The organism is Alkalicoccus daliensis (assembly GCF_900103955.1).
Classification (GTDB): Bacteria; Bacillota; Bacilli; order Bacillales; family Salisediminibacteriaceae; genus Alkalicoccus; species Alkalicoccus daliensis.
Map to the genome: position 1 here is coordinate 283272 of NZ_FNIL01000001.1, position 19429 is coordinate 302700.

The window sequence follows — 19429 nt, forward strand, 5'->3', positions numbered from 1 at the left end:
AGGATATACATTTGTTTAAAAATGCAGAAGAGCTGGTTCAAATAGCTGAAAAAGATGGAATACTGCTGTCCGAAGTAATGATTCGGCAGGAAATGTCTGTTCACGATAGGTCAAGAGAGGACATCATGCAGCAGATGGAAAATAACCTTGATGTAATGGAACGGGCTGTGAATAGAGGAATTACTGAAAGTGTACGTTCTGTATCAGGACTGACAGGTGGAGATGGAAAAAAGCTGCATGAATATATGATGCTGAATGATACACTTTCCGGGGACCTCACGCTGGATGCTGTAGCTAAAGCTATGTCTACAAACGAGGTGAACGCTGCAATGGGCACTATATGCGCTACGCCGACTGCTGGGGCGGCAGGGGTAGTGCCGGGCACCTTATTTGCAGTGAAAGAAAAACTGAACCCCACCAGAGAGCAAATGGTTAGATATTTATTTGTAAGTGGAGCGTTTGGGTTTGTGATTGCAAATAATGCCTCTATCTCAGGGGCTGCCGGGGGATGCCAGGCAGAAGTTGGGTCTGCTACAGGTATGGCTGCTGCAGCAATTGTAGAAATGGCTGGCGGAACACCGAGACAGTCTGCACAGGCGATGGCCATCGCATTAAAGAATATGCTCGGCCTTGTATGCGACCCAGTAGCAGGCCTGGTGGAAGTACCTTGTGTGAAAAGAAACGCTTTTGGAGCGTCTCATGCATTAGTGGCAGCGGATTTAGCGCTTGCTGGAATAGAAAGCAGAATTCCATGCGATGAAGTGATAGATGCAATGTACCGTATCGGGGAAAACATGCCAACGGCCCTGAAAGAAACTGGGGAAGGCGGTTTAGCCGCTACTCCTACAGGGAAACGTTTGAAAGAAGAAATATTCGGGGCAGGTAAGTAGGGAGATGAATTAATATGAATGTACCCGTGCATGTATTAAAAGGCGCTGGTGGAAAGGCAGCTGAGCAGATGGCGGCAATGGGAATTGAAACAGTAAAAGATTTACTTTTTTATTTCCCTTTTCGATATGAAGATTTTTCTATTCGCAGACTCGAAGAAGTGCAGCATGAAGAACGGGTTACTCTGCAGGGAACCGTGCACAGTCTTCCTGAACTTCGTTTTTTTGGCAAAAAGAAATCGCGTCTTACCGTTCGCGTATTAGTGGACGGTTTTCTTGTGCAGGCGATCTTTTTTAATCAGCCGTTTTTAAAAAGACAGATAGAGCTGGGCCAGCATTTAATCTTTCATGGAAAATTTGATAAGCATCGTCTGATGATTCAGGGAGCTATTGTGAAAAATGCCCAGTCTGACGGTGCCTTCGAGCCGGTATATCCTTTAAAAGGGGACGTGAAACTAGTTTCCTTAAGAAAGTGGATTTCACAGGCCTATAAAGATTATGGAGATGAGATCGAAGAACTGCTTCCGGAAAGTCTGTTAGAAAGTTATAAGCTGATTCCACGGGCCGAAGCTTGTTATTTTCTTCACTTCCCTCAGGATATGGCTAAATTCAAGCAGGCAAAAAGACGGATGGTGTACGAAGAACTGTTAATGTTCCAGTTGAAAATGCAGTATTTCCGAAAACAGACAAGAGAATCAACTGATGGAAAAGAGAAATCCTGGCCGGCTGAAAAAGTAAACAGTTTTGTAGAGGCACTGCCATTTCCATTGACAGCTGCACAATCCCGGGTGCTGGAAGAAATTCTTAAGGACTTAAACTCTCCATATAGAATGAACCGCCTGCTGCAGGGAGATGTAGGGTCCGGGAAAACAGTTATTGCAGCCATAGCTTTATACGCTGCGGTAAATGCTGGATATCAAGGAGCATTAATGGTACCGACAGAAATTCTTGCAGAACAGCACAGTGCTTCCCTGAAGGAGTTGTTTGCCGGCTATCCTGTAACAATTGGCCATTTATCCGGTTCGTCAAAAGTGAAGGAAAGAAGAGAAACGCTGGAAAAACTTGCTTCCGGAGAAATTGATATTATTATCGGCACACATGCACTTATTCAGGAGGGGGTGGACTTTCATCAGCTCGGTTTGGTAATTACGGATGAACAGCATCGATTTGGTGTTGCGCAGAGAAGGGTGCTGCGTGAAAAAGGGATCCGTCCGGATGTTCTATTTATGACAGCGACACCGATACCCAGAACGCTTGCAATTACAGCATTTGGAGATATGGATGTTTCAACGATTGATGAGATGCCAAAAGGGCGGAAACCTGTGGAGACCTACTGGGCAAAGCCGGATACGCTGCCGCGTGTGCTGAAATTTATTGATAAACAAGTGTCTATGGGACACCAGGCATATGTTATCTGTCCATTAATTGAAGAGTCTGATAAGCTGGATGTTCAGAATGCAATTGACCTTCACCGCCAGATTCAGGAAGTGCTGCCTCATCTTCATACTGGACTTATGCATGGAAGGCTCCATTCCGATGAAAAAGAAGAAGTGATGAAGGAATTTGCAGAAAATAAAGTGCAAATACTTGTATCTACGACAGTAGTGGAAGTCGGGGTGAATGTTCCGAATGCTACGGCGATGGTAATTTATGATGCGAACCGCTTTGGGCTTTCACAGCTTCACCAGCTGAGAGGAAGAGTAGGGCGGGGGTCTGATCAGGCATACTGTATTCTTCTTGCAGATCCAAAGTCAGATTCCGGAAAAGAACGAATGGCTATTATGACGGAAACAAATGACGGATTCGAGCTTTCCCAGCGGGATTTAGAGCTTAGAGGACCCGGTGACTTTTTTGGTGTTAAACAAAGCGGGCTTCCTCAGATGAAAGTAGCAGATATTGTGGAGGACTTCCGTACGCTCGAAGTAGCAAGGCAGGATGCTGCTAAATTAGTAGCATCTGAGGCTTTCTGGAAGTCTGAAATATACGCACCCCTTAGACAAGCTCTTGAAGAAGAAGGCGTTTTTCGTAAGGAGAGAATAGATTAACTTCTTCCAGTTGAAAATGGGAGAAGTTATCTATATACTACAATTAGTACCTAGTCCTAGGAGTACAGAGGGGATGTCACAATGAAATGGACAAAAAGGCAGCGTCAGCCTAAATTAAAAGAAAAAATTGCAGAAGATCCATTTATAACCGATGAAGCATTGGCTGGAATATTTGCTGTCAGTGTGCAGACAATCCGATTAGACCGTCTGGAATTAAATATACCCGAAGTGCGGGAAAGGATTAAAAGCGTTGCCCAGAAGCAGTATGATCCGGTAAAAGCTTTAGCAGAAGAAGAAGTTATTGGGGATATTGTTGATTTGGAACTGGACAAGTATGCAATCTCTGTATTTGATGTACATCAGGATCATGTTTTCTCAAGAAACAACATCATACGCGGACATCATTTATTTGCCCAGGCAAATTCGCTTGCGGTAGCTGTAATTAATGATGAACTTGCTTTAACAGCCAACGCTGAAGTTTCTTTCAGAAAGCAGGTATCTTCCGGGGACAGGGTAATTGCGAAAGCGAAAGTAAAATCAATTGGAGCTGCCCGGACAATTGTACATGTGCAGAGCTTCGTAGACCAGACGATTGTTTTTGAAGGGACTTTTTCTATGTTCAGGGATGAAAAAGACAATGAGGAAAGAGAGGAGCATAAATAATGCGCTTAGCAGTGGATGCAATGGGTGGAGATTATGCTCCACAAAGTACTATCGAAGGCTGTCAGCTGGCACTGGATACATACAAAGATCTTGAGTTAATAATTATCGGGGACAATGAAAAAATGGCTCCCTATTTGAAAAAATCAAAACGGGTAAAGATCATTCACACTGAGACAGTAATAGAAGCGGATGATTCTCCTGTAAAGGCGGTTAGAAGAAAAAAAGATGCTTCTATGGTTCAGGCGGTGCAGCTTGTAAAGGATGGAGAAGCTGATGCAGCAGTATCTGCTGGGAATACAGGTGCCTTAATGACTGCAGGACTTCTTGTAATTGGCAGAACAAAAGGGATTGAACGTCCTGCTCTATCCCCGATGCTCCCTACGCTGAATGGAGACGGATTTTTACTGCTGGATGTGGGTGCCAATATGGAAGCTAAATCAAGTCATCTTGTGCAGTATGCAATTATGGGTGATATTTATATGAAAAAAGTAAGAGGGGTGGAAAACCCAAGAATCGGTCTATTAAATGTAGGCGGTGAGAGCGGAAAAGGGACTGAATTAGTGAAGCAGACATACGATGATCTTTCAAAGCTTTCACTTAATTTTGTTGGCAATGTAGAGGCTCGTGATCTGCTGGAAGGCGCTGCAGATGTAGTAGTCTGTGACGGGTTCTCAGGTAACTTAGTTTTGAAATCTATTGAAGGTACTGCGCTTTCCCTTTTCAGTTTATTAAAAGAAGAATTAACTTCCTCCCTGAAGAATAAACTGGCAGCAGGTGTCTTAAAACCTTCTTTCAAAAGGGTAAAAGATAAAATGGACTATTCAGAGTATGGCGGTGCAGGATTATTCGGACTGAACGCACCTGTAATAAAAGCCCATGGGTCCTCAAACAAGCAGTCTTTTTTCAGTGCGATAAAGCAGGCGAAAATAATGCATGATGAAGCCGTAATAGAAACAATTCGTAAATCAATTGAAAATACAAAAGAAGCAGGTGAATAACGATGGAAAAAATAGCAGTATTATTTCCCGGACAAGGTTCTCAGCATATAGGCATGGGGAAAGAGCTTGCCGATCAAAGAGATGATGTTAAAAAAATCTTTGAATTAGCTGACAAAGCTCTGGACGAATCTTTTTCGGAATTAATTTTTTCCGGCGAGGAAGAAGAACTTAAGCTTACAGCGAATACGCAGCCGGCGCTTCTTACGGTGAGTGCTGCCATATGGCAGGCGTTGAAGAATGAGGGAATCAGCGCATCTTACGCCGCTGGTCACAGCTTAGGCGAATACAGCGCGCATGTAGCAGCAGGCACTCTTTCTTTTACTGAAGCGGTTCAGGTAGTCCGTAAAAGGGGAGAGTATATGGAAGAAGCTGTTCCCTCAGGCCAGGGGACAATGGCAGCGGTGCTCGGCCTGGAAAGAGAGGCGCTGGAAGAAGTTACCCGGCAGGCAACAGAGGAAGCTGGTATTGTTGAAGCTGCGAACTTCAACTGTCCCGGCCAGATAGTAATTTCGGGTTCTGCACCGGGTGTGGAAAAAGCAATGGAACTTGCGAAAAAAGCTGGAGCCAGAAGAACAATGCAGCTGCAGGTGAGTGGACCTTTTCATTCAAGTCTGATGAAGCCGGCAGCTGAAAAAATGAATCCTGTTCTTACTCCTATGGAAATTGGCGAGGCTGAAATGGAAGTAATCGGAAATGTTACCGCACAGCCGGTTGCAAAAGAAAATGTTGTATCTTTACTGGAGCAGCAGATTACTTCTCCTGTTTTATGGGAAGACACGATCAATTATCTGCTGGAGCAGGGGGTAGACACTTTTATTGAAGCTGGACCAGGAAAAGTGCTGAGCGGCCTGGTGAAAAAAGTTTCCAGAAGAGCTGTAACGCTGCCGGTATATGACAAAGAAACGTTAGACAAAGCTGTAGCAGTTTTAAAGGAGGGTAAATAAATGAAGGGGAATAATGCACTTGTGACAGGTGCTTCCAGAGGAATTGGGCGCGCAATCAGCCTTGAACTCGCGAAGGCTGGAGTAAATGTTGCTGTAAATTATGCCGGAAGCAAAGAGAAAGCGGAAGCAGTCGCAGAAGAATGCCGGGCGCTGGGAGTGGAATCCTATGCGGTCCAGGCAGATGTTGCGAACAGCGGAGCGGTGCAGGAAATGGTGAAAGAAGTGGTGGAAACCTTCGGCAGTATTGATCTGCTTGTAAATAATGCGGGTATTACCCGGGACACTTTAATCATGCGGATGAAAGAGGAAGATTTTGATGCAGTGATAGATACGAATTTAAAAGGAGTGTTTAACTGTTCAAAAGCTGTTACAAGACCTATGATGAAGCAGCGTTCCGGAAGAATAATTAATATCTCTTCTGTCGTAGGAGCACTCGGCAACGCAGGGCAGGCGAATTACGTCGCCAGCAAAGCCGGCGTTATCGGTTTAACAAAATCTCTTGCGCGGGAGCTTGCAAATCGTAATATTCTTGTGAATGCAGTAGCGCCGGGGTTTGTGACAACTGAAATGACAAATGATCTCCCTGAAGAGCAGAAAGAAGCTTTACTTCAGCAGATCCCTCTTGGTAAGCTTGGAGAACCTGAACAGGTAGCAAAGGTAGTTCGATTTCTTGCAGGGGAAGATGCAGCCTATATGACCGGCCAGACACTGCATGTAGACGGCGGCATGTATATGCCCTGAAACGAAGCTAGTATTTCACTAAGCTTTGTCCTATAATAGCTAAAGGAGGTGAATAACATGGCAACGAATCAAGAACGTATCGCTAAAATCGTATCTGAGCGCCTCGGAGTTGATGAATCAGAGGTAAAGCGTGAAGCTACTTTTAAAGAAGACTTAGGAGCTGACTCGCTGGACGTAGTAGAATTAGTAATGGAACTCGAAGACGAATTCGATCTGGAAATCTCTGATGAAGATGCAGAGAAAATCGCGACAGTCGGGGACGTAGTAGATTACATAGAGAATCACAAATAATAATAACAGGGCGATGCTGGCTTTCGCCGGCTCGCCCTGATTGATTCTCTTCCTAAAACTTTACCGCAAGCGAAATAAGACACTGGTGGGGGTCCTCATGCATCAATCAAGAAAAATTTATAGACGCGGTATGAAACGCCAGGGAAAGAAGCTGCAGATGACAAAAGCACAAAAAGCAAAGTATAAGCAGTTTCTTGAATCTATAGGTGTTACATATGAAAAAGAAGATTTATTTATACAGGCATTTACTCATTCATCCTATGTGAATGAACATCGCATCCGTCCGCATGATGATAACGAGCGGCTGGAATTTTTAGGCGATGCTGTTTTGGAATTGGCCATCTCTCAGTACCTTTTTAAATTGTTTGACCATATGAGTGAAGGGGAGATGACCAAACTCAGAGCTGCCATCGTATGCGAGCCTTCACTAGCTAAGAATGCTGAACAGCTGCATTTTGGGGATTATGTCCTGCTGGGTAAAGGTGAAGAGATGACTGGCGGAAGAGAGAGACCGGCTCTTCTTGCAGATGTATTTGAAGCTTTTATAGGTGCTTTATATTTAGATTCCGGTATGGAAGCAGTTTACGGCTTTCTGCAGAAATTTGTGTATCCAAAAATCCATGATGGGGAATTTTCCCACATGATGGATTTCAAAAGTCAGCTGCAGGAATTAATTCAGCGTGAAAACCAGGGCCAGGTAAATTACCAGATAGTGCAGGAAAAAGGCCCAGCTCATTCCAGAGAGTTTGTATCTGAAGTGCTGCTGGATGAAGAGCCGCTTGGAATTGGTTCAGGAAAATCAAAAAAAGAAGCGGAACAAATGGCCGCACAGAAAGCATTGGAGAAGTTAAATAATCCGGAATAAATGAAAAAGCGTGATCTATCAGCAATTTTCCTGCTGATAGATCACGCTTTTTACTATGGTTTAAAAGAGTATATTCAGGATGTAAACACATCTCTGGATCTGTAAGTATCTTTAACAGATTGAAGTGCTTTATAACAGGCTTCAGCAAAAGCGGTATCTTCCTGCTGCAGCTCATCTTCATACCTTTTCACAGCTTCCTCAAGTGATTGACGGTAGGGAGGAACTTCCTGTTCAAAAGGTTTTACCTGCGCAGGAGGAATGTTGGCTTTTTCATTAAAGCTTAAAGCCGGTCTTTCATGAAACAGCTGCACATCAGTTTGTTTCGGATTATGCAGATCACCCTGAAGGGGATGTTTTAACACTGCTAAAATCTTTACTACTACAGGTTTGTTTTCTCCGCGGATTTCAAAAACTTCACCTGCATAAACTCCGGTTTTATAGGAGCAGCGTACAATATCACCCTTTTGCAATCAAAACACCTCATTATTATTTATTTCTCATGCTGCCTAATTCTGAGACAATCGCATCCATTTCGCTTACACTTAAGGATGGTTTTGCCATAACCATTTGATGAAGTTCTTTTAGTTCATCATACTGTTCAGCTCCATAAAATTCAGCTTTCATGGCAGCTCCGTTTACAATTTGCAGTTTACTCTTAATATCTTCGATCATAACTTCTATTTCCTGTTTTTTCTGTGCTGTTTCATCCAAGATTATCATCCTCTCTTCTTTAGACATAATTATATATTAACATGGAACTTTCTGAGTTATCATCCAATATCATTGAATAGGCCCCTGGGTTCCTTAATATGATGATAGCAGAATAACTTAGGTGAGTTTCATATAATGCTGCGCTTTCGGTGAAGGTTTACCTGAGAACTCTTGCTCGATTAATTTTTCAGCATTACATATTGAGAAGACTGGATTCCCCTGTTTCGATGGTTTGACCCAGGCTTTCTCTAAAGCAGTAAATGTTTTCATTATTTGAGCGCAGTGAATTATACTGCATAAGATGCTGCTATCACTCTCTTAAAATAGAATGCGTATTAAACATCAGCTTAATATATGATAAAATAGCTTAGTTAGAAGTAAAAGATTAGATAGAGAGTTGAGGTGAGTGACATGTTCCTGAAAAGACTTGAATTAGCAGGATTTAAATCTTTCGCTAATCCAGTAAGTATAGAATTTGAGGACGGTGTCACAGCGGTTGTCGGGCCCAATGGAAGTGGAAAAAGCAACATTTCAGATGCAGTCCGCTGGGTGTTGGGAGAACAATCAGCGCGTAACTTACGCGGCGCAAAGATGGAGGATGTTATTTTCTCCGGCAGTGAAACACGTGCAGCCCTGCCAATGGCAGAAATTTCATTAGTATTGAATAATGAAGACAGTCATTTAACTATAGATTACAGTGAAGTAGCAGTCACACGAAGAGTTTACAGATCCGGCGATAGTGAATATTTAATAAACGATCATCCCTGCCGGTTAAAAGATATTGTGGAATTGTTTATGGATTCCGGTCTAGGGAAAGAAAGTTTTTCTATTATTGGCCAGGGTAGAGTTGAGGAAATTTTAAGCAGTAAAGCTGAAGACAGAAGGGCTATTTTTGAAGAAGCTGCTGGTGTGCGTAAATATAAACAACGAAAGCAGCAATCAGAGAAGAAACTGGGAGATACGGAAGACAATCTTAAAAGAGTAAGAGATATTATTTATGAGCTGGAAGCACAGGTTGGGCCGCTGGAGGAACAAGCTTCTGTCGCTTCAGAATATAAGGCGCAGAAAGAAGAGCTTAAACTTGTGGAAGTTGGAGTTTTAGCAGAAGAAATTAAAACAATGCATGCAGACTGGACAGAAAACAAACAGAAATTCAGTGAAATCGGCGCAAGAAAACAGCGCCTGCAGAGTTCTGTGGAAAGATTGGAAAAAAAGCTTCATCAAAAAGTAAGAGAGTTAAAAGAAGCAGACGCAGAAGTGGAAGAGCTGCAAAAAATGCTGCTTAAAATAAGTGAAGATACAGAGAAACAGGAAGGCTTAAAAGAGCTTTGGAAAGAAAGAAAAAAGCATTATTCCCAGAATCGTCAGCAATACAGAAAAGAACTCGAGCAGCTGCAGGATAAAAGAAGTCAGCTGGAGAGAGTGCTGGAACAAGAAAAACAGTCGTGGCAGAACATACATGAGAAAACATCGGCAACACAGAAGAAGCTCGCTGAAGTAAATGAGAAAATGAATAATATAGGAGAGAATAAAGAAGCAGAGCTGGAAGATCTTAAATCAGAATATATTGATAAACTTAATAATAAAACTTCTTTGTCAAATGAATTTCGATATCTGGAAGAGCAGCAGCTTAAAATTACAGCTTCTCTGCGGCGTAAAGAAGAGTCAAATACTGATTTACTTAAATCCCGTAAAGAACAGCAGCAGATGGTAGAGAAAATAGAGGAAGAGTGGAATCAGGCAAAAGAAGAAGTGACAGCACAGATACACCTCTGGAAAGAAAAAAACCAGTCCCTGGAAGCAGAAACGCGAAAATATGATGATAAGGAATCTTTATATTATGAGGGATTAAGACACCTGCAGCAGATGGAAGCGAAGCAGGACACGCTGGAAACGATGCAGCAGGATTATGCTGGGTTTTTCAGCGGGGTAAAACACGTCTTAAAAGAAAGAGACAAGTCTTTTCCAGGAATTCATGGGGCTGTAGCTGAGCTTTTAACTGTACCGGCACACCTTCAGCTCGCAGTAGAGACTGCTCTGGGTGCGGCGCAGCAGCACGTAGTGGTAGAAGATGAAGCCACTGGCAGAAGAGCGATTCAATTTTTGAGAGACAGGAATCTGGGCAGAGCAACATTTCTGCCAAAATCAGTAGTGAAACCAAGAAACATTCCTGCTTATGAGCTTCAAAAATTAAATACGTACGAGGCCTATTTAGGAGTCGGCAGTGATTTAGTGGAAGCTGATTCACAGTATGAAGGTATCGTTAATCATGTATTAGGAAACGTTATATTTGCGACGAATTTAAAAGAAGCAAAATCATTAGCTCAGTCTATTCAATATAAATTCCGTATTGTTACACTGGATGGAGACGTGTTAAGCCCCGGGGGAGCAATGTCGGGAGGAAGTGTACAGAAAAAGCAGGGACAGCTGCTGGGAAGACAAAGAGAAATTGACGACATAAAAAATAAGATAAGTATTTTAAGAGAACAGACTGAAACTTTAGAACACGAGTTGAAAGAATGGAAAAACAAGAAGCTGAAATGGAAGCAGGATCTTCAGCAGCTGGCAGATCAGGGAGAAGATCTGAGAGAAAAAGAGCGAAAAAGCAAAATGAAACTCGAAGAAGCAAAATTGCATTATGATTCCTTGCAAACAAGACTACGTGTATATGATATGGAAACTCAGGAAACTATCGAGGAGAAATCTGCCAACGAAAAGAGAATCGAGCAGCTTAAGTCTGAGATAGAAAAAGTTTCTGGCATATTAAAAACATCGAATGATAGGATTCAGGAACTTTCCAATAGAAAAGAGCATGATGCTTCTTTAAAAAGTGAACTTTTGCAGCAGCAAAAAGAATTTCAAATTGCTCTAGCTAAGGAAGAAGAACAGGAAGCTCATGCTTTAAGAGCCTTGGAACGAATGAAAAGTGAATATCAGGCGTTAACAAAAGAGATAATTGAAAAAGATGAAGCAAACAGCTTGATTGAAGCTGAATTATCAGAACAGGCGGTAGATGCCTCTTCCGTCGAAGTAGTTTTAGAAGAGAAAAAACAGCAGAAACAAGAGCTGATAGGCAAAGTAGACAAAAGCAAAATAAATAGAGATGAATTAAGCAAAGCGCAGAGAGAGATTGAAAGCGAACTCCGCGATACAGTAAATCAGCATACTTACCACCAGGAACAGCATCACGCTGTAGAAATCATCATTAACAGGCTCGATGTAGAATTGGACAGCAGACTCGGTCATCTGCAGAATGAATATGAACTTACTTTTGAAGCTGCATTGAAGGAATATCCATTACAACAGGCCTTAGAAGAAGCGAAAGAAAAAGTTAAGCTGTTAAAAATGGGAATTGAAGAACTGGGTGAAGTGAATCTGGGAGCTATTGATGAGTACGCCCGTGTAAAAGAACGCTATGATTTCCTGCTGGAGCAGAAAAATGACCTGGAAGATGCGAAGCAGACGCTGCAGGACATTATCTCAGAAATGGATGAGGAAATGACGAGCCGCTTTGAAAGTACATTTACAGAAATTCAGGGTCATTTTAAAGATGTTTTCAGCGAGTTGTTCGGCGGCGGCAAAGCAGCGCTTGAATTAACAAACAAGGAAGATCTGCTTAGTACAGGAGTTGAGATAGTTGCACAGCCTCCAGGTAAAAAACTGCAGAACCTAGCACTGTTATCAGGAGGCGAACGGGCGTTGACTGCGATCGCTTTACTTTTTGCTATTTTAAGAGCACGTCCGGTACCCTTCTGCGTCCTGGATGAGGTGGAAGCAGCACTGGATGAAGCAAATGTGCAGAGATTTGCAGGCTTTTTAAAAGATTTCAGTCACAACACTCAATTTGTAGTTGTGACACACCGTAAAGGTACTATGGAAGAAGCAGACGCTTTATATGGAGTTACAATGCAGGAGTCCGGAGTTTCCAACCTCGTGTCGGTAAAACTCGGAGCTGCAGAAGAATTAGTGGAGGCAGGCGCTGTAAAGGAGGGCCAAATATGAGTTTTTTCAAAAAGTTAAAGGAAAGTTTATCAACCCAGACAGAACAGGTAACGGAGAAATTTAAAGGAGGACTCTCTAAAACAAGAGATTCCTTCGTCGGTGCGATGAACGAACTGATGATGGAATACAGAACAGTAGACGAAGAGTTTTTCGAAGAGCTTGAAGATATATTAATAGCTGCAGATGTCGGCGTGAATACTGTAATGGAACTAGTAGACGAACTGCGGGAAGAAGCACTCCGCCGCAATATCAAAGATTCCGTGAATATTCAGCCGCTGATAACAGAAAAGCTGTCCGAGCTTCTTGTAAGGTCGGAACAGGAAACAAAAATAAATATGCAGGATGGAGAACTGACTGTTATTCTTGTTGTAGGAGTAAACGGTGTCGGTAAAACTACCTCTATTGGAAAACTGGCAAACAAATTTAAGCAGGAAGGTAAAAAAGTAATGCTTGCTGCTGGAGATACTTTCCGTGCTGGTGCGATAGAGCAGCTGGAAGTATGGGGAGAACGAACAGACGTGGATGTGATAAAACAGCAGGCAGGCTCCGATCCTGCAGCTGTTATGTTCGATGCTGTACAGAAAGCAAAATCCAGAGGAGCGGACGTGCTTCTTTGTGATACTGCAGGCAGACTTCAGAACAAAGTGAATTTAATGAAAGAATTGGAAAAAGTAAAAAGAGTTCTTACCAGAGAAATTCCTGATGCCCCTCACGAGGTGCTGCTTGTACTGGATGCGACTACCGGACAAAACGCGCTGTCCCAGGCGAAAATATTTAAAGAAGTAACTGAAGTCACGGGGATCGTTTTAACTAAGCTGGACGGTACTGCAAAAGGTGGAATTGTGCTTGCAATCAGGAATGAGCTTGATATCCCAGTGAAATATGTCGGACTGGGAGAAAGTGTGGACGATCTGCAGGAATTTGTAGCTGAACAATATGTAAATGGACTGTTTGCAGATATAATTGAAGATGCAGAAGCACGTGAGGAAAGTTCCTAGTTGACAAGTTTTCAGCTCATCCTGTAGCATCGATATTGTAAAGGATTTTACCTTAACAAGGGGTGTCTTAATTGTGATAGAAAAAACGGTTCGCATGAATTATTTATATGACTTTTACTCCAGCCTCTTAACCGATAAGCAAAATCAGTATATGGCAATGTATTACTTGGATGACTGGTCATTAGGAGAAATCGCTGAGCATTTTTCAATAAGCAGACAAGCGGTTTATGATAATATCCGCCGGACTGCAGCACTTCTGGAAGAATATGAGCAGAAACTGGAACTTTTTAAAAAATATGAAGGTAGAAAAGCGCAGATAAAAAGGATGAAAGAGCTATTGGAACAGGGTGATCATCCAAACTTAAACGAAGTTGTACGTGCGTTGGAAAACCTGGAATAGGAGGCGTCATATGGCATTTGAAGGATTAGCCGAACGTCTGCAGGGATCAATGAAGAAGATTAAAGGCAAGGGAAAGGTCTCTGAACAAGATGTAAAAGAGATGATGAGAGAAGTAAGGCTCGCCCTTTTAGAAGCAGATGTTAACTTTAAGGTTGTTAAACAATTTGTAAAAGATGTAAGAGAAAGAGCTGTGGAACAGGAAGTTATGGAAAGTCTGACTCCCGGGCAGCAGGTAATTAAGGTAGTAAATGAAGAATTGACCCAGTTATTAGGGGGGGAGCAGAGCAAGCTGAATACTGCTCAAAAACCTCCTACTGTCGTAATGATGGTTGGGCTTCAGGGGGCCGGTAAAACTACGACCACTGGAAAGCTTGCGCTGCACCTTCGAAAAAAGCATAATCGGAAGCCTTTAATGGCTGCGGCAGATATATATCGTCCTGCAGCAATTAAACAGCTGGAAACACTCGGAAAACAGCTGAATATGCCCGTGTTTTCTATGGGGGATCAAGTCAGCCCGGTGGAAATAGCACAGAAAGCTGTGGAACAGGCAAAAGAGGAACATCATGATTATGTACTGATTGATACTGCCGGACGATTGCATGTGGACGAGAATTTAATGGGAGAGCTTTCTGACATTAAAGAAGCAACAAAGCCCGATGAGATTCTTCTGGTAGTTGATTCGATGACTGGTCAGGATGCCGTAAATGTAGCGGAAAGCTTTGATGAGCAGCTGGGTATCACCGGTGTAATTATGACAAAGCTGGACGCTGATACACGCGGTGGTGCAGCTATTTCTGTTAAAGCCGTCACAGGAAAGCCGATAAAGTTTGCAGGTATGGGTGAGAAGTCAGATGCACTGGAACCGTTTCATCCGGAACGGATGGCTTCCCGGATTTTAGGAATGGGAGACGTCCTGAGTTTAATCGAAAAAGCTCAGACAAATGTGGATGAAGATAAGGCAAGAGAATTAGAAAGAAAAATGAGAACGAATGAACTGACTTTTGATGATTTCCTGGATCAGTTGGCGCAGGTAAAGGATATGGGGCCGATCGATGAACTTCTGCAGATGATGCCCGGAGCAAACAAAATGAAAGGGATGAAAAACCTGCAGGTTGATGATAAGCAGATTGCACATATTGAAGCAATTGTAAAATCAATGACGAAAGAAGAGCGGGATAACCCTTCAGTATTAAATGCAAGCAGAAAAAGAAGAATTGCCCAGGGGAGCGGCAGAAATATTCAGGAAGTAAACCGTCTCATTAAACAGTTTGAAGAAATGAAAAAAATGATGAAACAGATGACAGGTATGCAAAAGGGAAAGAAAAAAGGCGGATTCAAGATGCCGTTTATGTAAAATGCTGGTTTTCGAACAGGAATTTCTTTGGTGAGACAATTTTGCCGATGGAAATCCATGTTAAATTCTGCATCCCATTGGGCTGGATAAAAATGTTTTTAACTATTTTTCAATGTGTAAAGATTTTTTCCTTTACTAGGGTTGCCGTTTTAAAAGTAATGTGCTAATATAATAAATCGTGATAGATATTTTTGGAGGTGAAACACATGGCAGTTAAAATTCGTCTTAAGCGAATGGGAGCAAATAAATCTCCGTTCTACCGTGTGGTCGTTGCGGATTCCCGCGCGCCGCGTGATGGACGTTTTATTGAAGAGATTGGAACTTATAACCCACTTAAAGATCCAGTAGAATTCAATGTGAACGAAGAGCAGGCACTTAAGTGGATGCTTGATGGAGCAAAGCCGTCTGATACTGTACGTAACTTATTTTCACGTGCAGGTCTCATGGAGCAGCTTCACAACGCAAAAAACAATAAATAATTCTTTACAGGAGGCGGATGGCTATGAAAGAGCTGGTTGAAACAATCGCAAAGTCGCTGGTGGATCATCCTGAGGATGTCCGGGTAACCGAGGTAGACAATGGTCATTCATTAAGCCTCCGTTTAGAAGTGCATGCAGATGATATGGGAAAAGTTATCGGAAAGCATGGACGCATAGCTAAGGCATTCCGCTCTGTAGTTTATGCGGCTGGTACAAATCAGCAAAAGCGGATACAGTTAGATATCGGCTGAAGGGCAGAGGGATTTACCTCGCCCTTTTTTTTGTGCCTTAAACCATGTATAATTATCAAGGAACGTATAAATCAGGAGGTGCTCCACATGGAGATCATCAAAAAAGTAGTAGTAAAGCAGATCCTTACAGAAGACAGCAAAACAAAGCTGCAGGAGCAGTTTTTATCCCGTCAGTACAAATTGACGAATGAACTGAAGCAGCTGGAATTTGTGTTACATAAAAAAATGAAAGAAAACACTGATCCGAAGTATCAGCAGTCGTTAAAAGAAAGCTTTAATAAGGAAGTGGCAAAACGTAAAGAAAGAATTCGCCAGATTGAGCTGAAGCTTGGCCAGCTGGAAGAGCTGGATCTTGGAGCAGAGTTAAGAGAAGGTACCATCCAAATGATTGAACAGGTAGCAGAAGGTGACAATTGGGACGAGGTAATGAAAGGCACAGAGATCGTCATTAAAGATGGTGTAGTACACGAGCTTCGTGCTGGAGGCATGGAAGATGAGTGATTGGCTGAACGTCGGGAAAATCGTGAACACTCACGGTATTCGCGGCGAGGTGCGGGTGATTTCCCGCACCGACTTCCCTGAACTGCGTTTTGCGGAAGGCTCAAAGCTTACTGTATTTCAAGAGGGAAAGTCTTCTGAAACTGTTATCGTAGCTTCCTGGAGACAGCATAAGCAGTTTGATCTTCTTACATTTGAAAAAGTGGAAAATGTAAATGAAGCAGAAAAATTTAAAGGTTCGCTCTTGAAAATACATCGGGATCAGCTGCATGAAAATGAACTTGAAACCGGAGAATATTACTTTCATGAGATTGTTGGCTTAACAGTATTCACTGATCAAGGAGAGAAAATAGGCACAGTTAAAGAAATTCTCACACCAGGAGCAAATGATGTCTGGGTCATTCACGCGGAGGATTCAAAAAAAGAAGTGCTGATTCCTTATATAGAAGAAGTAGTGAAAGAAATTGATCTAAAGGAGAATAAAGTAATTATTACTCCAATGGAAGGACTTTTGGATTTATGAAAATCTCCATACTGACTCTTTTTCCGCAGATGTTTGAAGGATTATTCTCCCACTCCATTCTCCATCAGGCACAGAAAAATAATGTGGTGGAGTATAATGTGGTGGACTTCCGGGATTACAGCAAAGACAAACACGGAAGAGTAGATGACTATCCCTACGGAGGGGGCGGAGGAATGGTTCTGACACCACAGCCTCTGTTCGATGCGGTGGAAGATCTGCGCTCTCAGGAAACAGAGAGTCCCCGAGTGGTTCTGCTTTGTCCGCAGGGAGAAAAATACACACAGCAGAAAGCAGAAGAGCTTTCCAGGGAAAAAAACTTAATTCTTCTTTGTGGTCATTACGAAGGTTATGATGAGAGAATTCGTGAACATCTTATCACTGATGAGATATCTATTGGTGATTTTGTACTCACCGGAGGAGAAATTGGAGCGATGGTAATTGCTGATAGTATTACCCGCCTGCTTCCCGGTGCACTGGGAAACGATACATCCGCTGTTACAGACTCATTCAGTACTGGACTGCTGGAATACCCGCATTATACCAGACCCGCCGATTTCAGAGGTTTTAAGGTCCCTGAGGTATTAACTTCCGGACATCATGCTAAAATAGATCAGTGGCGGAGGGAAGAGTCTCTGAAAAGAACGAAAGAAAGACGGCCTGACTTACTTGAAAAAGCAGAGCTGACGGAAGAGGAAAAAAAGAAGTTTTTAAATAAGTAAAAATAAAACAATACCTTGTCATATTTGCTGTGATATGGTATTATTCTCGTTGTGGCTTTGGCCAGATCAAGATATTCCGCTGTTGATTCGGACAAGAGTATCTGTAGGGAAGGAGGCGAACAGAATGGAACAACTAATTCGTGATATTACGAAAGAACAACTGAAGACTGATAATCCTGAATTTCGTGCTGGAGATACAGTACGTGTTCACGCAAAAGTAGTCGAAGGTACTCGTGAGCGAATCCAGGTATTCGAAGGTGTGGTAATCAAGCGCCGCGGTTCTGGAATCAGCGAAACATTTACTGTTCGTAAAGTATCTTACAACGTAGGCGTTGAGCGTACATTTCCTGTACACTCACCTCGCATTGATATGCTAGAGGTTAAACGTCGCGGTAAGGTTCGTCGTGCGAAACTTTACTATCTGCGTGCACTACGCGGTAAAGCTGCGCGAATTCAAGAGCGATAACAGGAGAGAAGAAGCTGTCCCGCAACGGACAGCTTCTTTTTTTGTCGAATTTTTGTATTTTTATTAAGTAAGAGTACTGCTGTGTGGTAAAATTACATAATATTGGAGGTGCAGACAAAGTGAATGATTCTGAATCCTGGCAGTGGATAAAAGCTATATTGTTTGCACTGGTTCTGGCTTTTATCGTAAGGAGCTTTATCTTTACTCCTGTAATAGTAGAAGGAGAATCTATGCTTCCTACATTAGGGGACCACGATCGCATGATAGTGAATAAGCTGGGATATTTACTGGATGAACCAGAAAGATTTGATATTATTGTTTTTCATGCAGAAGAAGGAAAAGATTATATAAAAAGAGTAATAGGGCTGCCAGGAGATAAAATATCCTATAAAAATGATATTTTATATGTAAACGGAATGCCTTTGGAAGAAGAGTTTTTAACGGAATTTAAAGCGGACGCTCCTTTTCTGCCTCTTACAGGAAGTTTTGAACTGGGGGATGTGTTAAGTGCGGACACTGTCCCTTCTGATCATTTGTTTGTGCTTGGGGATAATAGAAGATACAGTAAAGACAGCAGGCATATAGGTCTCGTTCCTTATGAAGAAGTAGTGGGAACAGCAAAAATAGTTTTCTGGCCCGTGGAGCGCCTGAAACTTGTAAATTAAGGTGGTAGATGAAATTGAAAATACAATGGTATCCGGGACACATGGCGAAAGCGAAAAGAGAAGTCCGGGAAAAACTAAAGCAGATAGATGTAGTCATCGAAATTGTGGATGCAAGAACACCGCTTTCTTCAAGAAACCCTACAATCGATGAACTGGTCCAGCAAAAACCCCGCCTTGTGCTTTTAAATAAAGCTGATCTGGCGGATCCGGAACTGACAAAGCAATGGCTTCGCTACTTTGAAAGTGAATACTCCCAGAGTCTGGTAGTGGATGCGCAGCGGGGAGAAGGGATAAAACAGATCCCTGGTAAAGTACGGGAGCTTGCTTCGCCGCTCTTAGAAAAATGGAAACGCAAAGGTATTAATCCCAGAGCTTTAAGAACGCTCATCCTGGGTATTCCGAATGTAGGGAAGTCCACAGTAATTAATAAACTTGCAGGTAAAAAAATTGCGAATATCGGTGATAAGCCGGGAGTAACCAAGCGGCAGCAATGGATAAAAGTAGGGAAAGAAATGGAGCTGCTTGATACACCGGGTATTTTATGGCCAAAATTTGAGGATGCCCAGGTAGGTTACAGACTGGCATTAACTGGGGCAGTAAAAGAAGAAATATTTGATTTTCAGGATACCATTGTATTTTTTCTGAATTTCATGAAAGAGGCTTATCCTGATTTACTAAAGAAAAGATATGATCTGGAGACGCTTCCTGAAGATGTGATTCAATTGTTCGACGATATAGGGAAGCGCAGAGGCTGCCTGGTACCTGGAGGAATCATAGACTATGACCGTGTCGCTGAAATTGTATTCAGAGATTTCAGGCATGGAAAATTTGGTCCTGTTACGCTGGAGCAACCAAAAAAAATATAGCATACGAGCGGCTTCTTATATTTTGAAGCCGCTTTTTAAAGTTTTGTTTAAAATAAATGTATA

Annotated in this window: 22 protein-coding genes; 20 read left to right on the top strand and 2 right to left on the bottom strand. The window is 42.4% G+C overall.

All coding sequences use genetic code 11. From position 1 onward, the window contains the following. The first annotated feature begins 11 nt into the window (after positions 1–11). From sdaAA to rnc, 8 genes are all read left to right on the top strand, one after another. Positions 12–890 carry an L-serine ammonia-lyase, iron-sulfur-dependent, subunit alpha gene (gene sdaAA / locus BLP92_RS01445; protein ID WP_090839874.1) on the top strand — a complete coding sequence of 293 codons (879 nt, stop codon included), beginning with the start codon at positions 12–14 and terminating at the stop codon, positions 888–890. 14 nt (positions 891–904) lie between these two features. Beyond that, on the top strand, positions 905–2932 hold the full coding sequence (gene recG / locus BLP92_RS01450) for an ATP-dependent DNA helicase RecG (RefSeq protein WP_090839876.1): 2028 nt from the start codon (positions 905–907) through the stop codon (positions 2930–2932). Between the two features lie 81 nt (positions 2933–3013). Then, positions 3014–3595: a transcription factor FapR gene (gene fapR / locus BLP92_RS01455; protein ID WP_090839878.1), complete on the top strand. Its 582-nt coding sequence runs from the start codon at positions 3014–3016 to the stop codon at positions 3593–3595. Next, entirely contained in the window at positions 3595–4593 is a 999-nt protein-coding gene (gene plsX / locus BLP92_RS01460) for a phosphate acyltransferase PlsX (protein ID WP_090839879.1), read from the top strand. Before fapR ends, plsX begins: the two co-directional genes overlap by 1 nt. A gap of 2 nt (positions 4594–4595) precedes the next feature. After that, on the top strand, positions 4596–5537 hold the full coding sequence (gene fabD, locus BLP92_RS01465; protein WP_090839881.1) for an ACP S-malonyltransferase: 942 nt from the start codon (positions 4596–4598) through the stop codon (positions 5535–5537). After that, positions 5538–6278 (top strand): 3-oxoacyl-[acyl-carrier-protein] reductase, encoded by a 741-nt coding sequence (gene fabG / locus BLP92_RS01470; RefSeq protein WP_090839884.1) that lies wholly within the window; start codon positions 5538–5540, stop codon positions 6276–6278. Positions 6279–6335: 57 nt separating this feature from the next. Then, complete coding sequence (gene acpP / locus BLP92_RS01475) at positions 6336–6569, top strand: acyl carrier protein (RefSeq protein WP_090839886.1); 234 nt, start codon at positions 6336–6338, stop codon at positions 6567–6569. Positions 6570–6666: 97 nt separating this feature from the next. Further along, entirely contained in the window at positions 6667–7434 is a 768-nt protein-coding gene (gene rnc, locus BLP92_RS01480; RefSeq protein ID WP_090839888.1) for a ribonuclease III, read from the top strand. Positions 7435–7508: 74 nt separating this feature from the next. On the opposite strand, the gene kapB is transcribed toward rnc, so the two are convergent. Both kapB and BLP92_RS01490 read right to left on the bottom strand, forming a co-directional pair. After that, entirely contained in the window at positions 7509–7904 is a 396-nt protein-coding gene (kapB, locus tag BLP92_RS01485) for a kinase-associated lipoprotein KapB (RefSeq protein WP_090839890.1), read from the bottom strand. A gap of 16 nt (positions 7905–7920) precedes the next feature. Further along, positions 7921–8154 (bottom strand): DUF1128 domain-containing protein, encoded by a 234-nt coding sequence (locus BLP92_RS01490; protein WP_090839892.1) that lies wholly within the window; start codon positions 8152–8154, stop codon positions 7921–7923. A gap of 402 nt (positions 8155–8556) precedes the next feature. Between BLP92_RS01490 and smc the strand changes: the two genes are divergently transcribed. From smc to ylqF, 12 genes are all read left to right on the top strand, one after another. Beyond that, positions 8557–12147, top strand: coding sequence for a chromosome segregation protein SMC (gene smc, locus BLP92_RS01495; protein WP_090839894.1), 3591 nt, complete (start codon positions 8557–8559; stop codon positions 12145–12147). Further along, entirely contained in the window at positions 12144–13145 is a 1002-nt protein-coding gene (gene ftsY, locus BLP92_RS01500; protein ID WP_090839896.1) for a signal recognition particle-docking protein FtsY, read from the top strand. The genes smc and ftsY overlap by 4 nt, the downstream gene beginning before the upstream one ends. A 73-nt stretch (positions 13146–13218) precedes the next feature. Next, complete coding sequence (locus tag BLP92_RS01505; protein ID WP_090839899.1) at positions 13219–13545, top strand: putative DNA-binding protein; 327 nt, start codon at positions 13219–13221, stop codon at positions 13543–13545. A 10-nt stretch (positions 13546–13555) separates the two neighbouring features. After that, entirely contained in the window at positions 13556–14899 is a 1344-nt protein-coding gene (ffh, locus tag BLP92_RS01510) for a signal recognition particle protein (protein ID WP_090839901.1), read from the top strand. 206 nt (positions 14900–15105) lie between these two features. Continuing rightward, the gene (rpsP, locus tag BLP92_RS01515; RefSeq protein WP_090839903.1) at positions 15106–15378 is read left to right on the top strand and encodes a 30S ribosomal protein S16; all 273 of its coding nucleotides are present in this window, start codon (positions 15106–15108) and stop codon (positions 15376–15378) included. A 23-nt stretch (positions 15379–15401) separates the two neighbouring features. Further along, positions 15402–15629, top strand: a complete 228-nt coding sequence (locus BLP92_RS01520; RefSeq protein ID WP_090839905.1) for a KH domain-containing protein — start codon at positions 15402–15404, stop codon at positions 15627–15629. A gap of 87 nt (positions 15630–15716) precedes the next feature. Further along, the gene (locus BLP92_RS01525; RefSeq protein ID WP_090839907.1) at positions 15717–16130 is read left to right on the top strand and encodes a YlqD family protein; all 414 of its coding nucleotides are present in this window, start codon (positions 15717–15719) and stop codon (positions 16128–16130) included. Further along, positions 16123–16650, top strand: a complete 528-nt coding sequence (gene rimM, locus BLP92_RS01530) for a ribosome maturation factor RimM (protein ID WP_090839909.1) — start codon at positions 16123–16125, stop codon at positions 16648–16650. The genes BLP92_RS01525 and rimM overlap by 8 nt, the downstream gene beginning before the upstream one ends. Further along, positions 16647–17369: a tRNA (guanosine(37)-N1)-methyltransferase TrmD gene (gene trmD, locus BLP92_RS01535; RefSeq protein ID WP_090839911.1), complete on the top strand. Its 723-nt coding sequence runs from the start codon at positions 16647–16649 to the stop codon at positions 17367–17369. The genes rimM and trmD overlap by 4 nt, the downstream gene beginning before the upstream one ends. A 124-nt stretch (positions 17370–17493) precedes the next feature. Then, positions 17494–17835, top strand: coding sequence for a 50S ribosomal protein L19 (rplS, locus tag BLP92_RS01540; protein ID WP_090839913.1), 342 nt, complete (start codon positions 17494–17496; stop codon positions 17833–17835). 83 nt (positions 17836–17918) lie between these two features. Beyond that, positions 17919–18500 (top strand): signal peptidase I, encoded by a 582-nt coding sequence (gene lepB / locus BLP92_RS01545; protein WP_244516617.1) that lies wholly within the window; start codon positions 17919–17921, stop codon positions 18498–18500. 14 nt (positions 18501–18514) lie between these two features. After that, complete coding sequence (gene ylqF / locus BLP92_RS01550; protein ID WP_090839914.1) at positions 18515–19366, top strand: ribosome biogenesis GTPase YlqF; 852 nt, start codon at positions 18515–18517, stop codon at positions 19364–19366. The last annotated feature ends 63 nt before the right edge of the window (positions 19367–19429 follow it).